Annotated in this window: 11 protein-coding genes; 6 read left to right on the top strand and 5 right to left on the bottom strand. The window is 34.5% G+C overall.

Going from position 1 to position 17,602, the window contains the following annotated elements; genetic code table 11:
• Positions 1 to 10 precede the first annotated feature (10 nt).
• Both NG806_RS12290 and argS read left to right on the top strand, forming a co-directional pair.
• Entirely contained in the window at positions 11 to 457 is a 447-nt protein-coding gene (locus NG806_RS12290) for a lipocalin-like domain-containing protein (RefSeq protein WP_214828136.1), read from the top strand.
• A gap of 68 nt (positions 458 to 525) precedes the next feature.
• Positions 526 to 2,286 carry an arginine--tRNA ligase gene (gene argS, locus NG806_RS12285; RefSeq protein ID WP_261509861.1) on the top strand — a complete coding sequence of 587 codons (1,761 nt, stop codon included), beginning with the start codon at positions 526 to 528 and terminating at the stop codon, positions 2,284 to 2,286.
• Positions 2,287 to 2,317: 31 nt separating this feature from the next.
• On the opposite strand, the gene NG806_RS12280 is transcribed toward argS, so the two are convergent.
• The 5 genes from NG806_RS12280 to ccoN all read right to left on the bottom strand — a co-directional run bounded on the left by NG806_RS12280 (position 2,318) and on the right by ccoN (position 14,091).
• Complete coding sequence (locus NG806_RS12280; RefSeq protein ID WP_214828141.1) at positions 2,318 to 3,259, bottom strand: YihY/virulence factor BrkB family protein; 942 nt, start codon at positions 3,257 to 3,259, stop codon at positions 2,318 to 2,320.
• Position 3,260: 1 nt separating this feature from the next.
• On the bottom strand, positions 3,261 to 5,588 hold the full coding sequence (tamL, locus tag NG806_RS12275) for a translocation and assembly module lipoprotein TamL (protein WP_214828146.1): 2,328 nt from the start codon (positions 5,586 to 5,588) through the stop codon (positions 3,261 to 3,263).
• Positions 5,589 to 10,616 carry a translocation/assembly module TamB gene (locus NG806_RS12270; RefSeq protein ID WP_261509859.1) on the bottom strand — a complete coding sequence of 1,676 codons (5,028 nt, stop codon included), beginning with the start codon at positions 10,614 to 10,616 and terminating at the stop codon, positions 5,589 to 5,591.
• A gap of 288 nt (positions 10,617 to 10,904) precedes the next feature.
• Positions 10,905 to 11,792, bottom strand: coding sequence for a cbb3-type cytochrome c oxidase N-terminal domain-containing protein (locus NG806_RS12265; protein WP_261509858.1), 888 nt, complete (start codon positions 11,790 to 11,792; stop codon positions 10,905 to 10,907).
• Between the two features lie 19 nt (positions 11,793 to 11,811).
• Positions 11,812 to 14,091, bottom strand: coding sequence for a cytochrome-c oxidase, cbb3-type subunit I (gene ccoN, locus NG806_RS12260; protein ID WP_261509857.1), 2,280 nt, complete (start codon positions 14,089 to 14,091; stop codon positions 11,812 to 11,814).
• 193 nt (positions 14,092 to 14,284) lie between these two features.
• Here ccoN and NG806_RS12255 point away from each other — a divergent pair, with 193 nt between their 5' ends.
• From NG806_RS12255 to NG806_RS12240, 4 genes are all read left to right on the top strand, one after another.
• The gene (locus NG806_RS12255) at positions 14,285 to 14,578 is read left to right on the top strand and encodes a helix-turn-helix domain-containing protein (protein WP_214828156.1); all 294 of its coding nucleotides are present in this window, start codon (positions 14,285 to 14,287) and stop codon (positions 14,576 to 14,578) included.
• Between the two features lie 129 nt (positions 14,579 to 14,707).
• Positions 14,708 to 16,144, top strand: coding sequence for an amino acid permease (locus NG806_RS12250; protein ID WP_261509856.1), 1,437 nt, complete (start codon positions 14,708 to 14,710; stop codon positions 16,142 to 16,144).
• Between the two features lie 7 nt (positions 16,145 to 16,151).
• On the top strand, positions 16,152 to 16,613 hold the full coding sequence (locus NG806_RS12245) for a carboxypeptidase-like regulatory domain-containing protein (RefSeq protein WP_261509855.1): 462 nt from the start codon (positions 16,152 to 16,154) through the stop codon (positions 16,611 to 16,613).
• A gap of 159 nt (positions 16,614 to 16,772) precedes the next feature.
• Positions 16,773 to 17,576 (top strand): AraC family transcriptional regulator, encoded by an 804-nt coding sequence (locus NG806_RS12240; protein WP_214828163.1) that lies wholly within the window; start codon positions 16,773 to 16,775, stop codon positions 17,574 to 17,576.
• Positions 17,577 to 17,602 lie beyond the last annotated feature (26 nt).

Genomic DNA, 17,602 nt, shown 5'->3' with positions numbered 1-17,602 from the left:
ATGTTTTTATATGAAATTTTTAATAGGATTCTTTTTTTTAATGTGCATTATTTCATGCTCCAATGATGACGATAATAACAATATTGTAGACAATGTAAGCATCAATGGAAATTGGAAACCCTATAAATATGAATTCAGGGGTAAAACTTATATGGTAAATGATTGTGGTCTCAAAGGTCAGCTATTGATCAATGCAGATTTTACTGGAGTTTATGAAAGATATGATCTTTCTACTTCAGGTAACTGTACTAAATTTGATTCCTTTGCTGGTAAATGGGGCTATGACAATCTATATAGTACTCTTACACTTACATATAATGAAGGTGGAGCAGTTAAAACTCTTAAAAAGGAGGTAGAGTCATTTTCCACTACTGAGCTTAGGGTATATGATAATTCTAAAAATTTAGATAATGTGCCTGGAAATGATGAAGCCGTTTTAATTTTTATAAAACAATAGTATTTCTATAATAAACCGCCTTCGGGCGGTTTTTTTATTTCCGTATATTTGTATTTCAAAATTAGAACATGAATATTAAAGATATAATAGAGGAAAAACTTTCGGAAGTCATTTTAAATGTATATCAGTTAAAAGAAATTAATCTGGAGGTTCAGGAAAATAAAACTGAGTATGAAGGAGATTTTACGATTGTTACCTTTCCACTAGTTAAACAATTAAAGAAAAATCCCGAAAGTATAGGAATAGAATTAGGAGAATCTTTAACAGCACAAACAGATGTGTTTGAAAGCTTTAATGTGGTTAAAGGATTTCTGAATGTTAAAGTTAAAAACCAATTCTTTGTAGATCAATTGAGATCTGTAACTGATGGTTTCTCAAAAATTGAAAAGAAAGATGCAACAGTGATGGTAGAATATTCTTCTCCAAATACTAACAAACCACTGCATTTAGGACATATTAGAAATAATTTATTAGGTTTCTCTGTTGCTCAAATTCTAAAAGAGGCAGGATATGATGTGATCAAGTCACAGATCATTAATGATAGAGGGATTCATATTTGTAAATCGATGTTGGCTTGGGAAAAGTTTGGAAATGGGGAAACACCTGAGACAACCCATACCAAAGGAGATAAGTTTGTTGGAAATTATTATGTAGAATTTGATAAAAATTACAAAAAAGAAATAGCCGAGCTTGTTGAGAAGGGAATAGGAGAGGATGAGGCGAAGAAAGAGGCTCCTTTAATGAAGGAAGCTCAAAAGATGTTGCTGGACTGGGAAAATGGTGATGAAAAAGTAAGAAGCCTGTGGAATGAAATGAACTCTTGGGTCTATAAAGGGTTTAATGAAACTTATAAGAGACTAGGCGTTGATTTTGACCAGGTTCAATACGAAAGCAATACCTATATTTTAGGAAAGGATCTTATCCAGGAAGGCTTGGAGAAAGGGATTCTATATCAAAAAGAAGACGGATCGGTTTGGTGTGATCTTACAGATGAAGGATTGGATCAAAAGCTTTTATTACGCTCTGATGGGACTTCTGTTTATATGACTCAGGACTTGGGAACTGCGGTTGAAAGATTTAAGCAAAATAATATTCAAAAGCTAATTTATACGGTAGGGAATGAACAGGATTATCATTTCCAGGTTTTATTTAAAATCCTGAAAAAATTAGGCTATGCCTGGGCTGATCAATTATTCCACTTATCTTATGGAATGGTGGAACTTCCTGAAGGAAAAATGAAATCCCGTGAAGGAACTGTTGTAGATGCTGATGATTTGATGCAGGAAATGTATGCAACAGCGAAATCTAAGGCGCAGGAATTAGGAAAACTTGAACACCTGTCTGATGAAGATAAAGAAACATCCTACGAGACTGTTGGATTGGGAGCATTAAAGTATTTTATGCTAAAGGTAGATCCTAAGAAAAAAATGCTGTTTAACCCGGCAGACAGTATTGATTTTAACGGAAATACAGGTCCTTTTATTCAATATACCTATGCTCGTATTCAATCTTTATTAACAAAAGCAATGTACGCTCAAAAAGAAGTAGCTAATGTTGAATTAAATCAATCTGAAAAGGAACTGATCATGCAATTAGCCAATTATAAAACGGTAGTTGCTAGAGCAGCAGAAACATTAAGCCCAGCCTTAGTTGCTAATTACCTTTACGATCTTGTAAAATCTTACAATTCTTTCTATCAGAATAATCCTATTATGATTCAGGAAGATGAGAATGTAAAACAGACCCGATTAAATCTATCAGATCTAACGGCTCAGACAATAAAGAAATCTTTAGGATTACTGGGAATAGGAACCGTAAACAGAATGTAAAATATCAGCCTCTTGAATTCAAGAGGCTTTTTTATGAAGCAGATTCGTTTTGTTTAGGTTGATTTTTGTGACTGTCTTCATATAATTTGGCGTCACTCCACTTGGCATGTTTGGAAGGAACAATTTTATATCCTCTTTTGTAAGAGTATACTTTTGTAAATTCTGCTCCGAAAAATATCAGCATACAGGAATAATTGATCCACATCATAATAAGAATAACAGTTCCTGCGGTTCCAAAAGTTGAGGTTGGTTTGAAATTACTAAAGTAAAGACTCAATAAAAACTTACCTAATGTAAACAAAAGGGTCGTCAATATAGCACCTTTCCAGACCGGTCTCCAGTTGATTTGTACATCAGGTAGAAATTTAAACATTAGGGCGAATAACAGCATCACAAGAGCAAAGCCAACAGCAAAATTTACCAATTCCACCAGCATATAAGTTTCAAAACCAAAATAATTTGTGATCCAGGTATTAAAAAGGCTTATTGCTGAAGAAAGGATCATGGTGATCATTAATAAAAATCCAAGGATGAGGATCATTCCCAGGGAATTGGCTCTGTCAAGAAGAAATTTAATTAATGCTTTTTTTGGTGCTGATTGTACATCCCAAAGGGTATTTAAAGAATGTTGCAATTGAAAAAATAATGTGGTGGAACCAAAGACCAAAGAGCCTATTCCTACTGCCTTCATGAAAATGTTCTGTTTGTCGATCAATGCGCCGGCAATCATATTTTCTACACTTTTGGCAACATCATTTCCCATCAATCCACTGATCTGAGTACTGATCTGCCCACGGATGGCTTCTTCCCCGAAAAAGTTTCCGGCAATCCATATGATAATAATTAATAATCCCGGAATAGAAAAGATCGCATAATATGCTAAACTCGCCGAATCTCTTGATGCGGTAGAACTGTTCCATTCTGCAAATGTGTCTTTTAAAACCTCCCAGAAAAATTTTATATTGTTGATCATATTAAAATGGATATCCGATTGCTATATTTAAAACAAGATTATCTTTTCTCCAGCTGCCATCTCCAAAATTGATCCTGTTAAAAGTCCATCTGTCTCCTTTTTCATAGTAAGGAACACGAAGGGGCATTGCTAAGTCTAATCTTAAAATTAATATTGAGAAATCAAGTCTTAGACCAACTCCGGCACCTACAGCAATTTCACTCAAAAAATCTTTTGAAAATGTTCCACCTGGGCGGTCATTGTCCTTATCCTTAATTAACCAAACATTTCCAGCGTCTATAAACGCGGCTACATTTAAAAATTTATAAAGATTAGCACGATATTCTGCATTCATCTCTAATTTGATATCCCCCGATTGATCAAACGAAAGCTTCTCATTTAAGCCTCTTGGATCATAGCTTCCAGGTCCTAAGGTTCTTGCTCGAAACGCTCGAATACTGTTACTTCCGCCTACAAAAAATTGTTTGGAAAAAGGGATGTATTCTGAATTCCCATAAGGGTAAGCAATACCGGCTATAATTCGTGAAGCGAAGTTAGTTTTTTCTGAAAACTTGTGATAGAATCTGAAATCGTTTTCCATTTTTGCATACTGACTGAACGGAACTCCAAAGATTTCTTTTTGTTTCCCTTTTTTTGCGCTGGCTCCTGTTACTAAGCCTGTAATATTTCCCGCCAAATCAAGTGTGCCCTTGTAATAGAAGGTATTTGTTTTTGGCAACATAGTATTCGTATAGGTATATGAATAAGTAGGACCAAAAATAAGTTGCTCTTCGACTACTCTTTGCATAGCAGGAGTAGTCGCTATTGATTGATATAATGGAGTGACATTAGCTGGTGAAACTAAAGTTATATCTAGAACTTTTAAGTCATGTTCTTTTCTTGCATTTTCCTTCCATACATATCCGAATGAAGCTGTAAAATTATTAAGTGTGTAATATTCAGTACGGTTTTGGAATTCATACCCAAGAGTTATATTGGTCCTTGGGACAAAAGCGCTGGAAGAGTGGAATCTGAATGGGGCAACTATTCTAGGAATAGACAACTGTACATTTGCTCCGGCACGATACATGTTTTTAGCCTGTGACTGGCCACCCATCTGTACATCAAAAGCTCCATAAATAGCTGCTTTAAATTGTTCAGCACCTTTGAAAAAATTTCGATGCGTCCAGTTTAGATTCAACTCACTACCTGCATAGCTGGCAGAATTGGTTCTTCCTAAAGCTTCCAGACGAAGAGATTGTACTTCTCTTGGCGTCAATAAATAGTAAGCATCAAATTTATGCTGTAGAGAATCTGAAACAATGAATTCATTTTTTACAAATTTAAAAACGCCTAAGCTGATTAAACGGTTTAATGAAAGATTGTGATCGGTACGGTTGTACAAATCTCCTTTCTCAAAGTATAATGCCCTATCGAAAATTTTAGGTTTAAATTTATGTTGTGGGTCAATCACATATATGTCATTATAAGCATACTTTGAAAGAGAATCCTTGTTCATTGGAACACTGTATTTACCCTTTTTTACATCCTGAAGATTATAAGTAGGGAAAACAATCACTTTGTCGATACTGAATTGTTGGGTAGCCAGATCAGGAGTGTCCTCTTTTAATTTTACATTAAGCTCTACTTTATGATTCTTGGTCACTGTACTGTCTGCCTGAACAATAATATTATCGGGATGGAAATAATAAAAACCCTTTTCCTTCAAACCATTATCAATTCGATCCCGCTCAGTTTTGATAACGCCCAGATCAAACGGATTTCCATTTTTAAGCAGGGTTTTTTCTTTTAAATTTTGAATCTCATGGTTGACCACAGAAGAATCCTGCTGAAATTTCACACTACTGATTAAATACTGAGCACCAGGTTTTAGAGTATAAATAACTCTTGCCTTCTTGTTTTTTGAAATCGTATCATAGGTTGCTTTAGCGTTAAAATATCCCTTATTTTCAGAATAGTTGACAATGATATCTTTATTGAATTCACGATCAACATCACCTAATAGAACCGGTTTTTCACCGATCTTGTATTTTAACCAGTAGTTGAAACCCTTATCTTTTTTAGGTTCTTTGGCAATATTGTAAAAGTATAACCTGGGACGTAGCCCAAGTAGGGTTGAGTTCGGTTTAGGAATTAGATTTTCCTCCAGAGCAGCCTGAAGTTCTTTTTTATCTTTTTTAGGGATGGTATCATTGTCAATCTTTACTTCTGCGCCGGTATAAAGCATCTGCCCTTCCTTAAGAAATCTGGTATTGCTACACGAAAGACTAACTGCAGTAAGTCCTGAAGCGAAAAAATATGTAAAGTATTTTTTGAGTTTATTTCCCATTTATTTAAATTCTACCACTTGGTTATTCTTATTTTCTTTTTTCGGTCTGTCTTTTTTTGATTTTTTGAAAATATCACGGAATTGATCATAATCCAATGTGATGATAAATCCAACTCCGGTTTCAATAATTTGTCCTTGCAGAGCCACCTGATATTCATCTTTACGATAAGCTCTCAACATATACCTGCCGTCTTTGGAGAGGCTGTAATCTACCGTTACATTTCCCGCAATGTTGTTCGTAGTCTCATTTTGTCTGGCATCACCTTCCAAACCGAAATTACTTCCTACCGTAACTTTAAGACGATCATTCAATAGTTTTTTGCTGATATCTACATTAAGATCAGTTCTCGTATTTTTTTGCCCGGTAGAATAATCTTCAGAGGAGTCCAGTCCAAAATTTAAGTCTACCCCTTTAATCAAGCCTGAAGCAAGGTTATTTAGCTGTTGGGAAAGAATTTTACTTACACTCTGTCTTGCCATTGCCTCAGCAGACATTCCTGCGCCGCTTTGGAAGGGGTTTTCACCTATAAAACGATTCAATAATAATAGAGCAAAAACCTGTTTATTCATTTCAGATTCCTGAGTTCTGAGCTGGGTAAGTTTTTGATCAACAAGATCTGTTACTGTTGATGAAACAGAACTATTTTTTTTATCAGTGGTAATATCAAATGTAATCTGCGGTTTCAGCAATTCACCACTCATTTTTAATAAAGTATTGAAAGGGATTCTTTGTTTAAATTGATTGATAGTCGAAGAACTTTCACCACTTATCTGTTGTTCTACAAGATCGATAGGTGCTACGTCAGCTTTATAGACGGCAGTAATATCCATAATCGCTGCAGTAGGTTCTCCTGTCCAGGTAATGGTGCTTCCTTTCTGAATGTCAAATTTTCTTTTAAGTAAACTTACGGAAAGGTCATAAGATCCTTTTTCTACCTGATATACTCCAACCAAAGTCGTTTTTCCTGATGGATCAACCCCACCAGTTAGTTGTGCTTCCCCCTGAAGTTGTACAAAATCACCGTTGGCTTTATCGATGATGATCGACATTTTAGCTTCTTTGCTTACTTCGATATTTACACTTACATCCATTCCTTTAATACGGCTTTGCGCTTTTAAGGAATCGGCTTTAATGGTCTTATTGAGAACAACCTGATCCTGATCTACAAATTCTACAATTCCATCTCTTTCCTGTAATGAAGGACTGGATTGAGGCAGTACAAAAGTGAAATCTGTATTGTCAGTCACAGCCAATCTTCCATCCACTTTTGGTAAGTCTAAGTTTCCTCGAATATGTAACCCCGCATCAATCGCAAGTGTTCCATACATCATGGCGTCATTAGATTTTTCAGAATTGACTACCTTGAAACCTTTAGCATTAACATCAAGGTTGAATGCGAAATCCCGATATGTTTGTGTAAGAACCTGACCGTTTACAACAAGTGCATTTCCATCTTTATCATTGATTTTAAATTTATTAAACTCAATGCCTCTGTTTGTAAAATCAATTTCATCATTCAGCTTTCTGAAATCACTTCCCGTTTTAGCGATTTCAAGACCTACATTATTAAATTTCACTTTACCCAAGATATTAGGTTTATCTGTACTCCCGGTTATATTCAGATTTCCGGAAAGATAACCCTCTGTATTGGTAATGGCATTCATGGAGAATCCTTGAACACTTTTCATCTGAAGCTTATTGATGGCCATATTCAGATCAAATGTGCTGGAAGAAGTGTTGTAATTTCCAGCAATTTTCACATCATTGTTATTTCCGGAAAGCGCAATATCAGCATTTAAAAGTTTAGATGATGTGCTGTTTACCTTTACAGCTAGATTTCCAATTGGATTTCCATACACGAACAGATCTGAAATATTGAGATCAGAAGTGAATGTCATATCTTTTGTTAAATCCCGAAGCTGAGCAGTCCCGTTAATGGTTCCTTTAGCTAAAAGAGAGTCTTTCTTAATGATCTCGGTGATGGTTTCGATTTTGAAATCTTTCAATGAGATATTTAAAGGACTGTTGGCAGATTCACTTTCTGACTGCAGAGAAATCTCACTTCCGGCATTTGAAAGTTTAAAATTATCAGCTACAATCCCCTTACTGCCAATTTGGATTTTATTTCCTTCAGCAACTGTCCAGTCATTATAATTTAATTTTAAACCATCCGGATTCAGAGAAACTTCTGTAATGTCATTTAATGATTTTGCATTTCCGGCAATCAGAAATTGAGTAACATCTTTTTGATCTTTGGTTGTGATATTGTAATTAATGATATTGTTCGAAACATCACCTCCGATATTAATTTTATTTAAAGCAAGACTCGAACTTTTTAGGGCAGCAACATTCAGGTTGTATTGTAATGCCTGATTCTCGTTGGTTACTTTTAACGTTGCATTTTCAATTGAATTCTCTCCGTATAATAACTGTGGGATCTGTCCATCAATTTCAATCTTTTGAGAATCGGCATTGTAATTTCCAACTAAATTGATGGTTTCAAAACTTTTCAGATCAGGAACAAATTTTCTGATCAGATCGTCATTTTTAACCTTCGCATTAAATGTAAAATACTGACCAGCATCAATCTTTTGAGTTTTATCGGGTTTCTGAAATTGATAATATTGATTAATAGTTTGGGTTAATGATCCAAATATCTGAGTCAATTTATATTTTCCTTTCAGTTCTACATCTGCGATTTGAGAATTGAAAACAATATTCGTTGAATCATTTGCTGAACTTGCTTTCAAATGTACTTCCTGAATAGGATAAACCTCTTTGGTATCTGAAAATGCGAAGTTCTGAAGATTTAAATATCCATTCAAATGATCAGGGTCCAGATTGGTGAAGTCACCATCAATTTTCCCTCCAATGATCATTTGTTTTTCATAGAACCCAAGTTTATTAAGATCTAGTTTGATAATATCTCCATTAACCTTTACTGTAGGATTCTTCTCATTATAAACTCCGGAAGCGGTCAATTTCAGATTGGCATTCGGATCATTAGAATCTAAAAGAATATGATAAGCACCATTATTTATTTTTCCGGTCAAATTCATGTCGCGGTACTGATAGCCTTTATATGTGGCGGAAGCAACATGACCCTTAAGATCCGCTTTTGCTTTTTTGAAATCAAAACTTTCTCCCTTTGCGGAAATCTGTGCAGTAACTGATCCAATATCTTTATTCTGAATGATCTTTCCAACCTGTATTCCTTGAAGATTGGCTTTTATATCATATAATTCGTAATTTTTTCTACGCATATCTACATTGGCAATGATAGCTGCATTCCCTAGAGTAGAATAAAGATTAAGATTGGTATTGACCAGTTTGGTAGTTCCTTTTGCAGTTCCTTTTATACTGAAATTAGAAGGTAATGAAATATTGGATGGTATAGTATTTTTAGGAACCAGATTATAGATCGTTTTTGCTGATGAAGAAAATTCTTCAATTTTTAAATCATAATACAATTGATCAGGGTTCATGGCATTTCTGATTCTTCCTGATGCTGCAACCCTTAACTGATCCAATCCTGCAACTTTTAAATCCTGAATCAATAAATCATTCACACTTCCTTTTACATTTGCATTTACAGCAAGTATGGTATTGGGGTATTTATTGAATGGAACAGTGTTTCCTAAGGTCGGAACTAAATTTAGAATGTCAGAAAAACCTATTTTAGAATCATGGATATTAGCAGATATTTTTACGGCCCCAAGATTAGAAGTCAGCTGTTCAATAGAATTATATTGTAAAATAACCTCATCTCTTAATATTGTTTTTGGAGTCTGTAAGTATAGATCTTTAAGATAGGCTTCCTTTTCTCCATAAACAAAATCTGTGTTAAATTTTTGAATATCCAGACCACGTCCTTCCTGGATTTCTGCTGAATTTACCGTTCCTGCAAAGGTGTTGTTTTCCATTTTGAAACTTCGGACCTCAACATTCATTTTTGAAAAATTAAGGTGGTTGAAGTCCATCCCCTGTTTGGTAGGAGCGATTGCGGTATTATGGTAAGCTACTTTTACATCATTAAGAACCAGTTTACCCAAAAGTACTTTCATTGCTTTTTCCTTTTCTGAGCTTCCTGGTGAGGTGGCTTCTTCTTTTTTTGGATTAGCATTTTGGGCAGGTAAATAAAGATTGGCATTGATATCTGCTCCGGAAAGAATAATATTTGACACATTATAGGAATTATTATCCAGATCCAGTTTATTGACCTTTGTACTTAGTTCTTTAAATAAAACCTTTGCAAAAGTTTTTGTATTGTCATCACCGTAATCAATATCAAAATTGGTTAGTTTGATTCCTCTCAAACCAATATTCATTGATTTTTTCTGATTTAAAGAATCAACTTTTTTCTCAACTTTCTTCGAAACTTCTTCTACGAGATCTTGTTTTAATTTTAGTTTTAATCCATCCAGATTAATGTCATTGACTGCGTAATTATTTTTATTTAAATCAAAAGTTTTTACTCTTGTATCGAAAGATTTGAAGTATAATTTTATGTCATTTCCTGATTGCTGATCATTAAAAGTAACCCCAATATCTTTTAAGTTGATTTTATCAAGTGAAATAATAAATGGTTTTGAAGGGCTTTCTTCCTTATCTGAAGTGGCAAAAGCATCAATAATATAATCGAAATTAAATTTCCCATGTTTTTTTCTGACCACATTAGCCTTCACACCTTCAAGATCGACAGAAGTAATATCCGCAGTAGAATTGATGAGTTTAAGCATATTTAATCCAACATCCAGTTTTTTAACAGCTAGAAGGGTATCAATATCCTGACCTTTTAAATAAAGATTTTCCATAACAAGACTGTTAGGGAATCCTATATAAACCTTTTCAAGGCTGACTTTTGTTTTGATTTTTTTCTCGAGGTAGACAATAAGTTTGTCTTTAATAAAGTTTTGAACCGCTGGAAGACGCAAACTTAGTATAAGTAGGGCAAGAAGTACCAATATTGATATAATGGTAATGGCAAAGCGCCTCAGGAGTTTTCTTTTATTAATTTTTAGTTTCAAATGTGATAGGGTTTATAACAAAGATAATAATACTATTTAAAAAATTACCCGATGTGGTACCCCTTTGCGAATGCAAAAATCCTGCCTTGACTGCCTTTTATGGAATTTTAGTTGAATCGAAGTGAAGTGAATTAGTTGAGACAACAGTCAAGGCTTGGATTTATTTTTTAGTTTAAAAAGCCCCCTTTTTATACATTTTTCAAAGTATGAAAAGGTTTAGAAAAATGAAATTTAATGTTAGTTAGTGATAAAAGGGGGCATGATATAGTGATAGTTTTAGTTAAATATTTATTCATTATTGTTTTCCCATTTTACTTCTTCTCCTTGTGGAGCCGCCCCGCCCAGAGCTTGGGTAATCGGACTTGTTTCCTGATTGATATGGTATATGTAAGCTGCAATTTTTTCGGCATCCCTTCCTGTGATCGTTCCTTCCTTAATGAAAGGTCTCATGGTAGGATTATTTGGAGAACCGTTTTCAAGCATCCAGAAAACATTCTTAAAAAGGCTTTTTTCTTTGATATTAATCCAGTGCTTATCAGTAAGATTTGGTCCGATTCCTCCTTTTGCACCATCTCCATGGCAGGTTACACAGTTGGTTTTGAAAAGCTGTTCACCTTCTGCGATATTGTCAGCACTGTATTTTGCTGTTTCTAAATCAATAGTAGGTGCATTTTTTTCATATTCTACAATCGATGCAAGCATCGTTTTTGTTTCCTTGTCATATTCCACATCAGGATGCGCGTAATCTGTAAATGCAAAAGCAATCATATAGATGGCGCAGAAGACAATTCCAAAATAGAATAATCCAATCCACCATTTTGGTAAAGAATTATCAAGTTCAGTAATTCCATCAAAACCATGATCGATGAGAATGTCTTTTTCTTCAGTCTGCGACTGTTTCTTAAACGCAGAATTCCAAAGCTTTTGAAAATAGGAAATATTCTTTTCTGTCAGATATTCTTTCTTTTCATTTTCTGTTAATCTGCTGAACTGTTCATTTTCCACCAGATCTCCTATAGAATTCATAATCAAAAGCAGGATGATTGCAATGAGTAATAATGCCCAGAAGAAAGGAGATGTGAAATAACCCGAATCCTGTGCGAACATCTCAAATGCCATAATGGTTAGCCCGATGGTTACAATGATATATATTGAAATGGGTGTTCTCGTTTTCATTTTACATTGATTTTAATAGTTAGTCAACACTTGCAGTTTTAATATCGGTGGTTTTGATATCTGTACCCAATCTTTGCAAATAGGCGATCATGGCAATAATTTCTCTTTGTTCAAGAGGAACGAATGCCGGACCTTTTGTTATCTTGTCTTTCTGCACCTGATCTTTTACGTCAGTTGCTTCAGAATAGATTCTTTTTACAATAGCTTTAGATTGATTGTCTGCCCATTGATTGGCCGAGTCTATCTGAGCTTTTGTGTAAGGAATGTCAAAAGTGTTTTTCATTAATTCCATTTTGCTAACCATTTCAGAACGGTCAAGTTTATTGGTAATTAACCACGGGAAACGAGGCATGATAGATCCTGCTGAAGTAATTCTTGGATTGTACATATGTTTAAAATGCCATGAATCTGGATTTCTACTTCCTTCCCTATGTAAGTCGGGTCCTGTTCTTTTAGATCCCCATAGGAATGGACGATCATATACGAACTCTCCCGCTTTAGAGTATTGTCCATTTTTACCATCAAATCTCATCACTTCATCTCTGAATGGTCTGACCATTTGGGAGTGACAGGAATTACAACCCTCACGGATATACAGATCCCTGCCTTCAAGTTCCAGTGGTGAATATGGTTTTACAGCAGTAATTTGAGGGAGATTACTTTTTATGGTCAGGGTAGGGACAATTTCCACCAATCCACCAACTGAGATTACAATAAAAGCTAATATAGAAAGTAGTTTTGGTGTTCTTTCAAGCCAAAGGTGAGCACCTTCACCCTCTTTTCTTTGGCTTCCAATATTAGCTAAAGCAGGTGCTTCTGCCGGAACTTCTTTCTGGAATGAGCCTGCTTTGATGGTTTTAATAACATTGATAACCATTAAGATCGCTCCTGACAGATAAAGGATACCACCCAAAAATCTCATTTTGAAGTAAGGTATAATAGCAGTTACCGTATCTAACCAGTTTTTCCACAATAGTGTTCCATCCGGGTTAAATTGCTTCCACATCAATCCCTGAGTAAATCCTGAAATATACATCGGAACAGCGTAGAAAATGATTCCTAAAGTTCCCAGCCAGAAGTGCCAGTTGGCCAGTTTTTTAGACCAAAGCTCTGTTCTCCACATGATCGGGATCAGGTAATAAATTACTCCAAAGGCCATAAAACCATTCCATCCAAGAGCTCCCAGGTGAACGTGGCCAATTACCCAGTCGGTGTAATGTCCGATTTTATTTAAAGATTTAGTCGCTAAAAGTGGTCCTTCAAAAGTGGCCATTCCATAACAGGTTACTGCTACAACGAAGAATTTAAGGATAGGATTTTCTCTTACTTTATCCCAAGCTCCTCTTAAAGTAAGAAGACCATTGAGCATGCCTCCCCAAGATGGAGCAATAAGCATAATAGAAAAACCTGTACCTACCGCCTGAGCCCATGCCGGAAGCGCTGTATACTGAAGGTGATGCGGACCTGCCCAAAGGTATACGAATATCAGCGACCAAAAATGGATAATAGATAATTTGTAAGAAAATACAGGACGCTGTGCCGCTTTTGGCATAAAGTAATACATCAAACCCAATACCGGAGTTGTCAGTACAAATGCAACTGCATTATGACCATACCACCATTGCACAAGAGCATCTTTTACTCCCGCATATACAGAATAGGATTTCCAGCTCGTAAATGATAATGGAACTTCAAGATTATTAAAAATATGAAGCATGGCTACAGCAATCCAGGTTGCAATATAAAACCAGATGGCAACATACAGATGTCTGACCCTTCTTCTGGCAATCGTTCCAAACATATTAATACCAAAGATGATCCACGAGAAAGCAATTAAAATATCAATTGGCCATTCGTGTTCAGCATATTCTTTTGAAGTATTAATTCCCATTAAGAAAGTTATAACAACGCTGATAATCATGATCTGCCATGACCAGAAGTGGATCCATGACAAGGTATCACTATACATTCTTGTTTTTAATAATCGCTGCATGCTATAATAGGCACCACAGAAAAATGAATTACAGACAAAAGCAAAAATAACAGCACTTGTATGAAGCATTCGGATTCTTCCGAATCCCATTGCTCCCTGTGTGTTTATTAATCCCTGGATATTTCCACTTCTTAAACTTTGGATCGTTGTATCATCAGTTCCGAATAAAAATTCGGGTAACTCCGGGTAGAAGAGCATTAATGCTGCAGTAAGACCAAGTAAAAAACCAACCAGGCCAAATACAATAGTAGCATAGAGAAATGCTCTGACAATATTATTGTCATAATTAAATTTTTGCGTCTCCATAATTCCAATAGTTGTTGTACAGAATTAATATTTATTACCATTTAGCTTTATACTGATGTTTTTAAGGCTAAATCTGATTAGGAAATAAATATCATGTAACGTGTATAATGTTTTGCCAAAGGTATTTATTAACTTTGTTAGAGGCTAGTAGATATCCTTCTAAACCATACCAAAAACTACTAAAACAAATACGATGAAAATATGTGGTCAAAATATAAGAAAAGTTCGACGAAGTAAAGATTTTACACAGGAATATATGGCTTTTGAAATGGGGATTTCACAAAAAGCCTATTCTGATATTGAGAATTCTAAAGTAAAGATCAATCTCGATATTTTAAGTAAAATTTCAAATATCCTGGAAATTAAGCCCTCAGATATTTGCAGCATTTCTCATCGATGTGGAATAACAGATTATGAAGATAAATACCATGATCTTATTCACTATATGAAACAAAATAATATTCCGATTCCTGAAGAATATATTTAATTTTCTATAATTATTCTACTTTTCTAATTTTAGCTAAATTCTTGAGTGTTTAATAAATTGAACGTTGAACTTTGTTTATAGAAGGGAATTTCTGTGAAGTTTTTATATATTTAGCGAATAATTCATTCTATGAACCACGAAGAGAAAACTGAACAAAATCCACAACAAAATACCTCTTTGGTTAGAGGACTAACCAACCGACATATTCAATTAATCGCCTTAGGTGGCGCTATTGGAACAGGACTGTTTCTTGGAATCGGTCCCGCTGCCGTTTTAGCAGGTCCATCTGTTATTTTAGGATATGCTTTAGCTGGGATTATTGCCTTCTTTATTATGCGTCAGCTTGGTGAAATGGTCGTTCAGGAACCTGTATCAGGAAGCTTTAGTTATTTTGCCTATAAATATTGGGGGAATTTCCCTGGTTTTGCCTCAGGATGGAATTATTGGATTCTTTATATTTTGGTGAGTATGGCCGAGCTTACAGCGATTGGTCACTATATTCATTTCTGGTGGCCGGAAATTCCACTCTGGGTTTCAAGCTTAGTTTTCTTTGTGCTGATTAATGCGCTTAATCTCGCTTCTGTAAAAGTATATGGAGAAACCGAATTTTGGTTTTCAATTATCAAAGTAGTAGCTATCGTTGCTATGATCGTTTTTGGTATTTACTTATTGGTAAGTGGAAGCGGAGGTGAGAAAGCGAGCATCCAGAATTTATGGAATGATGGCGGATTTTTCCCAAAAGGATTATTTAATAAAAATGAAAACGGATATACAGGTCTTTTCGCAGCAATGGCTATGATTATGTTTTCTTTTGGCGGATTAGAATTAATTGGGATTACTGCTGCTGAAGCTAAAAACCCCGAAAAAACAATACCAAAAGCGACCAATCAGGTAATTTATAGGATTTTAATTTTCTATGTTGGGGCTTTGGTTATTTTATTTGCATTAAGCCCATGGAGAGATATTACAGAGGGATCAAGCCCTTTCGTGATGGTTTTTCAAAATCTAAACGGACTTGAATTTACCATTTTTGGGAAAGTGATTCAATTCAATTCATTGATTGCAAATATTCTTAATTTAATTGTTCTAACAGCAGCTCTGTCAGTTTATAACAGTAGTGTTTACAGCAATAGTCGAATGCTTTTTGGATTGGCTCAGCAAGGAAACGCTCCCAAAGGCTTAATGAAACTTAATAAAAATCACGTACCTACCAATGCGATTATCGTGTCCTCTTGTTTTGCGGGTATCTGTATCATCATTAATAAATTAGTTCCTGAAAAGGCTTTTGAATATTTAATGGCCTTGGTGGTATCTACACTTATTATCAACTGGTTGATGATATGCTATACCCATTTAAAATTCAGAAAAAGCAAAATAAAAGATGGAGTTAGAACACTATTTCCATCTATATTTTATCCTGTCTCTAATTATATCTGTATTGTTTTTTTATTGATAATTTTAGTACTTATGTGTATCACAGGAATGGAGATACAGGTAATTTTAATTCCGATTTGGTTAACCTTCTTATTTGTAATGTATAAATTGTATAAACCTAAAACTAAATAATTAATAAATGAAAAAACGAACAGGAATTCTAGGTTTTTTAATGATCTTCGTAGCTGCATTTTTTTCTACTATGTATGCCCAAATTCAAGAAAATTCAAGAGAAATTCATATTGCAGGAATTATTATTGATTCTAAAACAAAGCAACCGGTAATGGGAGCTACAATTGTAGATGAAAATAATAATGTTATTGCTTCTACAGACGATAAAGGATATTTTTTTTCAAAACTGAATAAATCTGAAAAAGGCGAGATTGATTTTAGATTTACGGTTAAGAAAAAAGGGTACACCAAGCTCACTCAAATAGAACATTGGGCAGATCAGAAGGATCCTGGTGCAATCTATTATTTGGGAATAAAGAATAAATGGAGAATCAATGATGACTCTTTTTCTAAAATGCTTCCAGTGAAGAATGATCTTGTCAATTATGATACAATTGCCGAACGTTTTATAAAGAACGAAAATTTATAAAATGCAGAGATAGGCTTAATGAAAACAATACAAAGGATAGATGTTGATTTATCCTTTTTTTTGTGCTCAGTAAAAATAACCTAAAATGCTGTATCTTTAATAGTCTAATATACTTATGAATAAATTGTATAGTCATGGTAATTTGTAAAATGTAGGATCATGCTTATAAGTTTTAGTGAAATCCAGAAGATTGTTGATCATATCGAAGAAAATTTTGACAGAGAAATTACGGCTTATGAAATTGAGAATATGTCCCATTATTCTTATCGAAATTTTCAACGGATATTTTTTAAAATTTTTAATGAAACTATTTCCGGATTCCAAAAACGACTACGTCTGGAGAATGCCTATAAAAAACTAATCTATACAACAGATAAGGTCTCTGATATTTCATGGCAGGTTGGTTATTTTAACATTCAGTCTTTTTCAAAAGCATTTAAACAACAGTATCATATTTCACCGGCATTGGCGAGAAAAAATAAACAGGATATGTTTAATAAATTTATAGAGAATGACAAAGCTGATTTTCAGTATGAAATAAAATACAAAGATTCAATTTTAGTTTATTGTAAATTTATTAAAGCCAAAGATTATAATAATCGGGAGATTAATGATCTATGGGAAACAATTGAAAATGAAAATGGTATTTCCATTTCTTCCTATGGGATTATTAGTGATCAGCCACTTATCACAAGTGGTTCACACTGCAGATATGGAGTAGCAATAAGTGAAATCTCTTCGAGTATTTCAGGGTTTCAAAAAAAGGAAATTTTTGGTGGAAAATATATAAAATTTACCCATTACGGAGATTTTGAAAATATCCTGGAAACCTATCGTCTTTTTTATCGATTTTGGTTGGGTGAATCTTCTTTAATGCTTGATCATTCAGAGGTAATTGAAGAATATATGCATTCTCAAAATGGAGAGAATATTACTCATGTTTATTTTCCTGTATACTCATAAGATTGTCCTTTTAGGACAATTTTTGT

It is taken from the genome of Chryseobacterium paludis, from assembly GCF_025403485.1.
Lineage (GTDB): Bacteria > Bacteroidota > Bacteroidia > Flavobacteriales > Weeksellaceae > Chryseobacterium > Chryseobacterium paludis.
Note: the sequence above shows the minus strand (reverse complement) of the source record. Positions and strands in the feature narration are given on the sequence as shown.